Here is an 11,572-nt window from a genome sequence, read left to right as displayed (position 1 = left end):
ACTCCAGATTGGTGAGGCTGCCCAGGGAGGACGGTATCGAACCCGTCAACTGGTTGCCGCCGAGATGCAAGTACTCCAGATTGGTGAGGCTGCCCAGGGAGGACGGTATCGAACCCGTCAACTGGTTGCCAAAGAGATCCAATCGTCTCACGCGACCGTTGCCGTCCGTGGCCACACCGTGCCAGGCGCCGAGAGGTTCGCTGCTGTTCCAGTTCGCACTGTTGGTCCAGTTCGCACCGTTCGTGGCGTTGTAGAACTCGATGAGAACGGCTCGGCCATCAGGCCCCGTGGGTATGATCGGCTCCGGGACGGGCGGGGTGGAGTCGTCGCCGGCGACCGCCAACCCGACACCCGCCGCCGCGCCCGCCCCGCCGAGGATACCGACCAGCGCGCCCGTCCCCAACCCGCCGTCGGCCGTAGCCACGGCGCCCGCGTCACCAGCCGTGCCACGGCCGTCACGGCCCCTGTCAACCGGTGTTTCCACCTGCACTCCCGCCTCCGCCGCCTCTGCTTCGGCCACCGTGGCATCCTGGCCCGCTGCCGGTTGCGCCCGCGTCGGCGTCAACTCGAAACGGAGAGTCTCGTCGCTGCCCGGAGCGACCGCCACCACGCGACTGCCGTCGACGTACCCGTCCGTGGTCACCGTGATGCGGTACTCGCCCGGCGGGAGCATGGCTAGGTCTACGGGTGAATTCCCTCTCATCTCCCCGTCCACATACACCGCCGCGCCCTCTGGCACGGTGACCACGACGACGGCGCCGAGGTCACGCACTTCTTCCCACACGTCCATGACACGTCTCGGCACCTCTTCCGGCTGAAACGTGGGATCCAGCCGCTGCGCGTCCTGGAAGGCCTCGCGCGCGTCGTCCTCGCCGGCAACGGCGTCGTTCTCGCCGGAGAGATACATGCGTGCGATGCCCAGATAGAGGTACGCCAGGACCATGTCGCGCGGCTCGGACGACACGTTCTCCCGGTCGGCCGGGCCGGCCGTTATCGTCTCGAGGATGGAAGCGGCCGCCGCGAAGTCGCCGTCTTCTATGAGCTCGATGGCTCGTTGCAAGCTCGGCTGGGTGTCCTGTTCCTGCTGCGATGCGACACCGAGAGCCAAAGAGGGGGCAGCGAGCAACAGGTACACGAGAACGGCGATTTGTCGAACGCTGACTGCAGGCACCCTAGGTCCCCCTTGCTCGCCGTGAAATCCGGCACCCATGCTACGGCGAATGTCGATTCTGAAGCAACCCGCCGCCCGCCCGTCTGGATCCATCCGTTCGATCCGGTCACGGATCGATGACCACCAACGTTTCTCCCAATTTGGCGGTTCTCTCGTCTAAGTGCTGTACCGGTATGAGCTCGTCGAACGCGTACATGCCGTAGAACTGCTGGGATGGTTCGTGCGCCCAGGTCCGCCGCGTGGAGGGCACTCCTTGAAGGGCTCCCTCCAGGCCGAGGATCTCGGACGCCGTCAGGTCGCCACGTCCGCCGGCCGCGGTCGAGCAACCGACGGAGCCCTCGATGAGGAGGTCGACCGCTTCGGCCGCGGCGGGGGCGCCGATTGCGGTTTCACACGCCAGCGCCCAAGCTGCGGTGTCGCTGACGCGCGGATCGATGCTGGATCGGTGAACGCTCACCCACTGCAGATCGTCGGTCAGCTTCCCCGGCATCCGCGGCGGCTCCGCGCGGACATCGGGAGCTCACCGGCGCTGCCCGAAGAGCTCTCGCAGTCGCTCCTGAGCGAGCGCGGATACGCGGGGCCCGCCGACGAAGAGCACGCTCTCCTCCGCGGCCACGGCGCGTCGCAGGGCCGCTTCGGCGGCGGACAACTGGCTGATTTCCAGGAGGCACAGCGCGGTGAGGTACGACACCGTCCCGGCGGAGACGCCGGGACCGTCCGGCAATACTGCCTGATTGAGCTCACGCAGGGCGCGGTCCCAATTCTGCAGACGGATGTGAGTCGCGGCGAGATTCAGGCGTGCGGCCGACTGCCCGAGCGCCGTCGCGGATACGGCGACCGCGTCTTCCATGTCCGGCAGCAGCAGATTGGACAGACGGCTCGCATCGTCCAGCGGGACGACGTCCGGCGTCTCGGAGACACGAGCGGTAACCGTGCGACTTCGCGCCGTTCGACGCACGCTCAGACTCAGCTCGGCGCCCACACCGCGCGCCGCGAGCGCCCGACCCAGTTCGCCCGTCGAGGTCACCGGAATTCCATTGACGGCCGCGACCACGTCACCCACGGTGAGGCCGGCAATCTGACCCGCGCTTCCTGTGGGCACACGGACGACCGCTGCGCCTTCGACGTCGGCCACGTCGACCAGGGACACGCCGAGCGACGGGCGTACGATAATCGGCGCCTCAGCGCTCAACAACCGGATCGCTGCCGCCCGCGAACCGAGGTCCCCCAGGCTCACCCGTAGAGTGTCCGTAACCCCGCTGCCGCGCGCCAGTACCGACAGCGACCATGTATCGGGTGCGCCGCCCTCGACCTGCGTCACCCAGGCCACGCCTTGCACATTGAGCGCATCCGCCAGACGCTCTCCCGCGGCGCGCCGTTCGGCGACGCTGCGGAACTCGTTCGTCACTACCGACATCAGGCCGCCCGTAGCGGCGATGGCCTGCAATTCGCCCGGTGTCGGGCTCAGAAGTAGAACGCGTTGCGAATCCTGGAGGGCCGCCTCGACTCGCGAGAGCACCTGGTTGTCGCGTCCAGACGCGGGTCCGTCAGGCAGGAGCATGAAGGCCCATCGAAAGTCGGCGCGCAGGGTCATCATGTCTCCCGCCCGCCAGTCGCGACGGTCCACGAATCGCCGCCGCTGGGTTCTGACCTCGATCTCCCGCTCTCCGGCGCAGATGTCGTCGAACCGGGTGGGGGCGCGGCCGCGGAGGACTCCGTCAACGTAGACCATCGCCCCGTCCACCGGAGACTCGATTATCGCCGTGGCGATCGCCGGTTCGAGCTGTATGACCCCGATGTCGGCGTCCACCGGAGGGTCTGGAATGTTGAACGGTACAGACTGCGGGGCCGAACAGGGTCGTTCGAGCCGCAGTTGATGTTGTCCAGACATCAAGTCGGTGACCAGGATAGGCACGGAAGGACCGGAAGGCCCAATTCCTGGTGCTGTTTCTCCCGCGTATTGGCCATCCACGCTCACGCGCGCGCCTGGTGGATCCGTCGCGACCGTCAGGGAGCCGTAGACGCGCTCGAGCCGGATGTCGAGGCTGTATCCCTGGCCGGCCACGATGACTACGTCCTGGCGCTGTTCACGATGACCAGGCAATGTTGCGAGAATGGTGTGCGACCCGGCGACCACGTCCACGACCGTATTCAGGGCGTCCAGAAGGATCTCGCGCCCGTCGACGACCAGACGTCCGGGCGGGTCCATCGTGACGAACAGCGTGCCGACGGTCTCTGCCCGAACGGCATCGAAGAACTCGATCAGGCGCGGGGATGCATCCGCGGGGAGGCGTACCGACGCATCGCTCTCCAACAAGCGGATAAAGTCCGAGCGCGCGGTCTGCGCCCGCCCGAGATTGAAGGCCGCGCGCCCACGCAACTCGTAGCTTCGGGCGAGTAGCTCGGTCCGGTCGGCGCCGGGGTCGTCGAAGCGATCGATCAGCGGATCCAGCACCGAGATCGCGGCCTCGAACTGGAACGCGTCGAACAGTCGCTCGGCTTCGGCCAACTCGGCATCGCCCGCCGGCTGCGCCGGGGCCGAGCCGCTGACCAGCAGGAGCGCGGCGAACATGCCGCCCGCCAGGAGACGACCAGACATCCATTCCTCCCTATTGCAGCACGTATATCCGGTCATCGCGATCATCCGCTACGAACAGGCGCCCGTACGCATCGACCGTCAGCGCCGTCGCGCGGTCGAAGGGCACCGCGGCGGAGGAATCGCGCGTAAACATCGTCAGGAGGCGGAAGTCACGACCGAACACGTAGACCCCCTCCCGGTCGAGCAGGTAGAGATGCCCCAGGGCGTCGAACGCCACGTCGACGGGGTTGTCAATCCTGTAGGCTCCGCTCCGCGTCGGAATCTGGGCGATCTCTCGCCCGTCGGCATACACCGAAATCCGTTCATCGTCGTCGAGCATCACGACGCGGTCCTCCGAATCGACCGCCAGTCGCCGGGCCCTTACCGTCGCGTAGCGATTCATGTAGGTGGAGTCACGGAAGCGCAGCACGGCGTTTTGATCGCGGTCCGCAACCAGCCACTCGCCGCTTGACAACTCGACGGCCGCATCGATTTCGGTAAGCGGTCGCAGCTCTCCGTCATCGGGAACGGCCGCCACGAGTGCGGGGCCGGTCTCTCCCGCGAGCCGGCCGCGGGCGATGACGGCGACGTTGCCGGCGCGGTCCACGGCGAGCCCTCTCGGTCTGTCTACCCGTGGCAGTCGCACGCCTCCCGCCAAGGAGGACACTCCGCGGTCGGTCGCAAAGACGACGTTGCCCGCGGTGTCGGTCGCCAATGCGATGACCCGCCTGTCGATGCGCCGGGCTGGCCCGGCGCGCGACACACTGTAGGTCGCACCCGCCGGACGGATATGCAGCCTGAAGAGAATCGTCGTTCTGGCCAGCGCCTCGGCCGCTTCCGGCCATTCGGGGAACTCCTGACGAACGCGTTGGAATTCCTCCATCGCCCCGATGGGATCTTCCTGAAACGCGCGCATGGTGCCGGCGCCAATACGTGCCCGAATGGCCCAAGCGTTCTGCGGGTACGCAGTCACTACCTGCTGATAGGCTTCGAATGCGGCGTCGGGCTGGTTGAGCCGCTCGTACGCCGCCGCAACGTAGTACATCCCCTCCGGAACCGCATTGCTGTCCGGATGTAGGCGCAACCCCCGCTGAAAGTTGGCGAGCGCGTCCATCCGCTCGGTCTCGCTCCGGGCTGTCATCATCATCGTCCGCCCGAGGACGATGTACGCGCCGAGCGCGGCGTCACCCTGTGAGTAGCTCGAGTTGTTGACTATCCGCTCCGCCGCGGCCCTTGCGCGTGGACCGTCGCGAAGCACGTCGAGGTAGTGACGCGAGATCTCGAGCAGCGCATTGTCGGCTACCGCGCTGTCCGGATACAGGTCGACGACGGCGGTGAAATCTATCAACGCCTGGTCGTGACTGCCGTCGCGCGCAAAGGCCACGCCGCTCTCGAAGCGGCGCGCGGCCAGCACCTCGCTCTGGGCCTGAGCAGCCGCGGGCCAGCCGACGGTGCCGCAAGCGCAGGCGACGACCCAGGCGACGAGGCGCCGCCGTCTGTCGTCGCTACGACAGCGGGCCGAACCTGACTGTCTCCTCGGACCCGGCCGAGATCGTTCGCCTCTCGGATGCATTCTGCTCAGCATTGGGACATCTCCGCGCGACGACGTGGCGCCCGGCCGCGACCCGACGGGTTCGCACCGGCGAAAACCCCACCACCTGCCCGTCGATCAGAATCTCACAATTTCCCGGTCTGGAGTACACGGTCAGTCGACCGAGAGGCGGGGCGCGCAGCCGCGCCCGCTGGTTCGCCGCGATCTGCACATCGAACCGCTGATCGAGGAACAGTTCGCGGTTGCGGAGACGAAGCGTCGTCGCCCCGCTACGGAAACGAAGCACGTGATCGGTCGCCGCAGCGCTCATCCGGCGGTTGCCGCTCCAGACCTCGAATGCATACGGCCCGGACACGGCGAGTGTTCCGAGCGGACGTTCATCGAGCACGGCCCTCACGACGCGGGTCGGACCGTCGCCTTCAGGCACGACCACTTCGAGTGGATCATATCCCGGACGACTCAACTGCACGCTGTTCGGGAATGCCTCGCGAAACGGTAGCGTCGCGGGGGTGCTTACCTCGATGGGCTCGTCGTCGATGCCGAGGTAGTCGCCCCCGGCGATCAGGATGCGGGCCCCGGGCGGATCGGATTCCACCGTCAGCGCCAACACCGGAGTGGGACCGATGACTGGCGGTGGCGGCAGCCGCCGGACGTCGGGCAAATCGCTGAGGATCAGATAACCCCAAACGCCTGCGCCGCCGGCAAGGGTCGACAAGGCCAACACCGCCGCGGCGACGGCGGCGGCGCGACCGCGGCGCCTCTGACCTGCGGCTGGCGGCAGGGTCTCGCCCGAACGGCGCACGGAAACCTCCACGTCCGCAGGGCGATCCGATCCGGTGGCAGGCGACCTGATGAGGTCGAGATCGTTCAGCAACGCGTCGCGCGGAGTGTCGAGGACCGGCCGCAACGCATCGGGCAGCGCCATCGCCAACGCATCCGCGAGGGCGGCCCCATCCTCGTAGCGTTGGTCGGGTCGCTTCTCCAGCGCACGGGCGACTACGTCGGATAGTGCCTTGGGCACTTCGTTGTTGATCGTCGTCACCGCCGGCGGATCGTGATTCAACACCTCATACGCGATCGCCGTCGGCGTGTCTCCGGCAAACGGCGGACGCCCGCCGAACAGCTCGTACATCAACACACCCACGGCAAAGACGTCGCTCCGCGTGTCGACGCTGGCCCCGTCCAGTTGCTCCGGGGACATGCACGCCACGCTGCCGGCCAGATCGCCGAACGTCGGTGCCGACCGTGAGATCTTGGCGATTCCGAAGTCGATCAGCTTGACGCTGCCGTCCCCGAGAACGCGTACGTTGCTTGGCTTTATGTCGCGGTGCACAATGCCCTGCCGATGTGCGAACGAGAGACCCGCGCACAGTTGCATGACCAGGTCGAGCCGCGTTGCGAGCGAAGGGCGCCGCGGTCCGCGCATCACCGCTTCGAGATCCGCGCCAGCCAGGAATTCCATCACGATGTACGGCGATCCCTCCGACATTCCCAGTTCGTAGATCGTGATGATGTTGGCGTGCTGCAGACGCGCCGCGGCCCGCGCTTCGCGCTCGAACTGCTCGGCGGCACCCGACTCGGGCGAGAAGTCGCCCAGAATGCTCTTGATGGCTACGTCCCGGTCGAGCACCGGATCGTGCGCGCGGTAGACGACCCCCATGCCGCCGCGGCCGATCTGCTCGACAATCTCGTAGCGGCCGATCCGTGGGAACGTGGTCCGCGCCGGGCCACGCGGAATCAGGACGGTAGCCTGCCGCTCCTCCGTCTCGCCGACGCGGTCGAGATCGCCCCGCAATTGGTCGAAGGTCTGGTAGCGGGCCGCCGGATCCTTCTGCAGCGCCTTGGCAACGACTCGGGCGACCATCGAAGGGACATCGGTGAGCGGCTCCGGATTCTCTTCGAGGACCTTGCGCATGACCAGCGGCAGCGAACCGGCCGCGAACGGCTTCCGACCGGCGATCAGGTGGTAGCACACCGCGCCGAACGAGAAGATGTCGGACCGGTGGTCGACGACCTTGCCGCGGACCTGCTCCGGCGACATGTAATCGGGGGTGCCGAAGATGAGCCCACTGCGCGTGAGCTTCGAACTGGCGATGCGGGCCAGGCCGAAATCGAGGATCTTTACCGGACCGTTGTCGGGAAGGAAGAGGTTTCCCGGCTTCAGGTCACGGTGCACGATGGCGCGGGAGTGCGCAAAAGCGAGCCCTGCCGCCAGCCCGCGCATGAGCACCATCGCGCTCTCGAAGGGTATGGCCTTGCCATCCTCCAGCACTTCCGAGAGACTGCGTCCCGCAAGAAGCTCCATGACGATGTACGCGCGCCCGGCTTCCTCGCCAAAATCGTAGATCTTGATGATGTTCGGGTGGTTCAGATCGGCCGCGGCGCGCGCCTCGCGGACGAAACGCTGTCGCGTCTCTTCCTCGTCCGCCAGCTCGGTCACGATCATCTTCAGTGCCACGACCCGGTCCAACTGTGTGTCACGGGCCCGGTACACTACGCCCATGCCGCCCTTGCCGATGCGATCGAGCAGGGTGTAACGCCCGATCCGCTCCGGCCCGCTCGGCTTGTTCGGCTCGGCAGGAACTCGCGCAGTATCGTCGTCAAGCTCGGTCATGTCGAATAATGCACGACAATCGCCGTCACGTTGTCGGCGGCCGGCCCATCGAGTGCGGTCTGCAGGAGACGGTCTACCCCATCGTTGGCGGAGGAAGCGGTCGAAAGGACCGCATCCAGTGCCGTGTCGTCCAGCGCGTTGTGCAACCCGTCGCTGCAGAGCAGAAACCGGTCGCCGTCCTGCAATCGCCGCTCGGAAACGTCGAGGTCGATCGTCGCCGTCGCGCCGAGCACCTTCGTCAACATGTGCCGCATCGGATGCGACGCCATTTCTTCTTTCGTCATTGCAGGATCCGCCGCGAGTATCGTCGCCACCCACGAGTCGTCTTGCGTGACCTGTGAAAGAGCACCGCCGCTGTAGGCGTACATTCGACTGTCGCCCACCCCGCCGTAACAGACGTGGTTCTCTCCCACGAGAGCCGCAACGATCGTCGTGCCCATCCCCGCGTAGTCGTCACGATCGTCCGCAGCCTTGAATACCCTTCGATTGGCCACCCGCAACGCGGTCCGCAGGCGATTCGCGTCCAGCGACAGATTTCCGTCGATGCCGTAGGGCCACGTACACTCTGCCTGATCTCGACTTCGGGCCACGAACGCCCGGACCGTCTCAACCGCGATTCTCGACGCCACGTCTCCTGCATTGTGCCCACCCATGCCGTCCGCCACGACGAACACCTGCAGCTCGTGGTCGACCAGGAACGTGTCCTCGTTGACGGCGCGGACCCGACCGGGATGTGTCACTCCACACGCATCGATCATCGCATTCTCGCCAACGCCGCACACCGAGTGCCCGCCCGCTACGCCCGAACGAGCCGGCACGCCACACGCGACGGCAACCAACAGACTCACTGCTCTATGTGAGATTCCGCCTCCTCACAGCCCGCCACGACGGCGCGCAATACCCGCGCGCCCCTGAAGCCGCCCCGGCCGCCAGTGTCCAGGCGCCCCCTGAACGCCTTGCCGATCACCCACGTCGATGCTGGTGAACTGTCTTGGCTTCCCCGATTGCGAGCATAGCATCGCGCCGGCCTCGCCGCGCAACACTCCGGCAACCACTGCCTCTCCGGGGGATGCGGTGCCGACTGCATGCGTCTCTCCGTGGATGCCTCCTGGCTCCTAGTACTCCATCGCGACGAGTCCGCCGTCCGCGGTCCACTGGAACCGCATCGCCGGTACGTGACCTCCCTCACCCTCTCCAGCCGCGTACACGTAGATGAGCGCTTCCGCATAGCGGCTCTCGAGCGGCGCCATCAGCTCGCGTGCGACGTCGGGCGCCGCCTCCAGATCCGTCATCTCCACCTCGAGCGTGATGACGTCATGCGCGGTCGCCATCTTGAGGATGCGCCACGTCTCGTTGACGACGCCCTGCTCGTCGAACGACGGCGGCGACTCGACGTGCGAGTCCTGCTGTCCGCAGCCCGCGACGACCGCGCACAGCGCCGCGCACGCCAGGATGCCGCCGCCCCTGCCGTTTCCCAGGTGCCCTCCCGTTTTCGCGCGCGCCGCGCTCCTCAGCCGAGGCTCGCGAGGAACGCGTCGATGCCCGCCTGCGCCACGACCTCGTCCTGATCGGGCGTGCCGGAGCTGCAGCCGACCCCGCCGACGATCTGCTCGTCGACGAACAGCGGCAGACCGCCCGCCACGATCATGAACCGTCCCTGGTTGCTCACGTGGATGCCGAAGGCGGGACCGCCTGGTCCGCTCACCTCACCGTAGGCGCGCGTCGCGCGCCGCGCCGCCGCGGCCGTGAACGCCTTGCTGATCGCCACGTCGATGCTGGTTATCCGCCCGTTGTCCATCCGCTGGAACATCAACAGGCTGCCGTTGTCGTCCGTGATCGCGATATCCATGTCGACGCCGATCTCGCGAGCCTTGGCCTCCGCGCCGGCCATGATGACGCGCGCGTCGTCGAGCGTCAGCTTCTGTACCGTCTTCATTGCGCCTGTCCTCCTCCGGGTGCGAGCATAGCATCGCGCCGGCCCCGCGAGGGGGGGGTACGGGCAGCGACTGCTGTCGCCTATCGAGGGTGCGGGCGCCAAGTTGGATAGCGGCCGCTACTCGACCGCGGCCAGGGCCCGCAGCAGATCGGCCGTGCTGGTATCGCTGTAGTCGGTCAGGCTGCGGGTCAGCCGCGCCGGGGCCCGCGCGGCGAGCGCCCGATCCAGCGGCGTCTCCCCGCGGAGGTTGGTCGCCTCCATCCTGGCGCCCCGGCTCACGAGGTAGCGCACCACGGTCTTGAAGCCGTGAAAAGCGGCCATGTGCAAGGCGGTGTCGCCGGTAGCGCTTGCGGCGTTTACGTCGGCGCCCGATTCGACCGCTACCTTCACCGCGTCGATGCCGCTGGCCATGACGCCGCGGAGATCGGGATCCTGCGTGAGGGCGACCTCCATCTCCGCCGAGTCCATCTCGCGTCCCAGGCGGTCCTTGCCGGCCCGGCCGAACCCGCGGGTGAGCATGCCGGCAGCGGCCATCAGCGGCGTTACGCCGCCATCCAGGCCGGCATGCGGATCCGCCCCGCTCTCGGCCAGTCGGCGCATGATGTCGCCCCGTCCGAACTTGGCCGCGAGAAAGAAAGGCGACGCGCCGGTCCAGGCCATGTCCAGCGCGAAGAGCTTGCCCTGCCGCGCGTAGCGTGTGCCGCGAACCAGACGCGCGTCCGGATCCGCGCCGAAGGCCAGAAGCGTCTCCACCAGCGTCTCGTCGCCGCGCAGGATCGCCGCGTGCAGAGCGTTGTAGCCGGCCCCGTCGGCGTTCGGGTCGGCGCCGGCGTCGAGCAGCAGCGCGGCCAGCTCGCCGTGGCCGCTGTGGGCCGCCACGACGAGTGCGCTGGTCCCAGCCGGGGCGACGTCGTTGGGGTCCGCACCCGCATCGAGCAGCAGCTCGACGGAGGCCCGATCTCCACTCCGTGCCGCGAACAACAGCGCCGTGAAGCCGCCCTCTTCGACCACCACCACGGCGCCCTCGCTGCTCGTACGAGCAGAGTGCGCCGTCACCACGGGACGGACGCGAGAACGCGCGTGGACGTTCGCTCCCGCGTCCAGCAAGGCCGCGACCACCCCGGAATGACGCTGCGACGCGGCCCACATGAGAGCCGTCTGCTCCTCGGTCGTTTCCCGCGCCCGCGCATCGGCGCCGTGCGCCAGCAACGCACGCACCGCGCCGACGCTGCCGGCGCGCGCGGCCGTCATCAGGGTGGTCTCGCCGCTCGGCAGCACGGCGTGCGGCGTGGCGCCGCCCGCAAGCAGAACCCGCGCCACCGCCGCGTTCCCGTTCTCGCACGCCAGGTAGAGCGGCGTCACGCCCAACTCGTTCGACGCGTCCGGCACGGCGCCGGCCGCCAGCAGCAGCTCGGCCGTCTCGAGATCGTTCAGGTAGGCCGCCCAGTGCAGCGCCGTCGCCCCGTCCGGCTGCCGGACGTTCACATCGACCGATTCCAGCAGCAGCGCCCGCGCCGTGCCGTGATCGCCGCTCCGAACGGCGTCGACCAAGCGCAGATCCGCCTGCTGCCCGAGCACCGGCGCGACCGGCCAGAGACCCAGGAGTCCGAGACACGCCCCAACCGCGATTCGGCTCGCGCCGCTGCCCCGCATGTTCGACTTCCCCCGCCAAGCTACTGGCGCCCCGAAACGCCTCGCTGGCTCGGCTTTCGGCCCATCCC

9 protein-coding genes are annotated in these 11,572 nt (G+C 67.8%); all 9 read right to left on the bottom strand.

The genetic code is table 11. The annotated features are described in order from the left end of the window. Positions 1-1,264, bottom strand: a 1,264-nt coding sequence (locus F4X11_01800) for a PEGA domain-containing protein (protein ID MYN63755.1), incomplete at its 3' end; no start/stop codon positions are given. A 13-nt stretch (positions 1,265-1,277) separates the two neighbouring features. Further along, positions 1,278-1,661: a hypothetical protein gene (locus tag F4X11_01795; GenBank protein MYN63754.1), complete on the bottom strand. Its 384-nt coding sequence runs from the start codon at positions 1,659-1,661 to the stop codon at positions 1,278-1,280. A 30-nt stretch (positions 1,662-1,691) separates the two neighbouring features. After that, complete coding sequence (locus F4X11_01790) at positions 1,692-3,815, bottom strand: PEGA domain-containing protein (GenBank protein ID MYN63753.1); 2,124 nt, start codon at positions 3,813-3,815, stop codon at positions 1,692-1,694. Further along, positions 3,781-5,334: a tetratricopeptide repeat protein gene (locus tag F4X11_01785; GenBank protein ID MYN63752.1), complete on the bottom strand. Its 1,554-nt coding sequence runs from the start codon at positions 5,332-5,334 to the stop codon at positions 3,781-3,783. The genes F4X11_01790 and F4X11_01785 overlap by 35 nt, the downstream gene beginning before the upstream one ends. Next, the gene (locus F4X11_01780) at positions 5,255-7,915 is read right to left on the bottom strand and encodes a protein kinase (protein MYN63751.1); all 2,661 of its coding nucleotides are present in this window, start codon (positions 7,913-7,915) and stop codon (positions 5,255-5,257) included. Before F4X11_01780 ends, F4X11_01785 begins: the two co-directional genes overlap by 80 nt. Continuing rightward, positions 7,912-8,673: a serine/threonine-protein phosphatase gene (locus F4X11_01775; GenBank protein MYN63750.1), complete on the bottom strand. Its 762-nt coding sequence runs from the start codon at positions 8,671-8,673 to the stop codon at positions 7,912-7,914. Before F4X11_01775 ends, F4X11_01780 begins: the two co-directional genes overlap by 4 nt. Before the next feature lie 357 nt (positions 8,674-9,030). Further along, positions 9,031-9,246 (bottom strand): hypothetical protein, encoded by a 216-nt coding sequence (locus F4X11_01770; GenBank protein MYN63749.1) that lies wholly within the window; start codon positions 9,244-9,246, stop codon positions 9,031-9,033. A gap of 179 nt (positions 9,247-9,425) precedes the next feature. Continuing rightward, a complete protein-coding gene (locus tag F4X11_01765) occupies positions 9,426-9,851 on the bottom strand; it encodes a heme-binding protein (GenBank protein MYN63748.1) in 426 nt (141 codons plus the stop codon). Between the two features lie 117 nt (positions 9,852-9,968). After that, positions 9,969-11,504, bottom strand: coding sequence for a hypothetical protein (locus F4X11_01760; protein MYN63747.1), 1,536 nt, complete (start codon positions 11,502-11,504; stop codon positions 9,969-9,971). Positions 11,505-11,572: the final 68 nt, after the last annotated feature.

The organism is Acidobacteriota bacterium (assembly GCA_009861545.1).
Taxonomy (GTDB): domain Bacteria; phylum Acidobacteriota; class Vicinamibacteria; order Vicinamibacterales; family UBA8438; genus WTFV01.
The sequence above is the reverse complement of the archived record's forward strand: the minus strand, read 5'-3'. Positions and strand labels throughout refer to the sequence as shown.

Coding starts and splice junctions, on each gene's coding strand:
- F4X11_01795 (MYN63754.1), bottom strand. CDS start 1,661: ATGCCGGGGAAGCTGACCGACGATCTGCAGTGGGTGAGCGTTCACCGA.
- F4X11_01790 (MYN63753.1), bottom strand. CDS start 3,815: ATGATCGCGATGACCGGATATACGTGCTGCAATAGGGAGGAATGGATG.
- F4X11_01785 (MYN63752.1), bottom strand. CDS start 5,334: ATGCTGAGCAGAATGCATCCGAGAGGCGAACGATCTCGGCCGGGTCCG.
- F4X11_01780 (MYN63751.1), bottom strand. CDS start 7,915: ATGACCGAGCTTGACGACGATACTGCGCGAGTTCCTGCCGAGCCGAAC.
- F4X11_01775 (MYN63750.1), bottom strand. CDS start 8,673: ATGATCGATGCGTGTGGAGTGACACATCCCGGTCGGGTCCGCGCCGTC.
- F4X11_01770 (MYN63749.1), bottom strand. CDS start 9,246: ATGGCGACCGCGCATGACGTCATCACGCTCGAGGTGGAGATGACGGAT.
- F4X11_01765 (MYN63748.1), bottom strand. CDS start 9,851: ATGAAGACGGTACAGAAGCTGACGCTCGACGACGCGCGCGTCATCATG.
- F4X11_01760 (MYN63747.1), bottom strand. CDS start 11,504: ATGCGGGGCAGCGGCGCGAGCCGAATCGCGGTTGGGGCGTGTCTCGGA.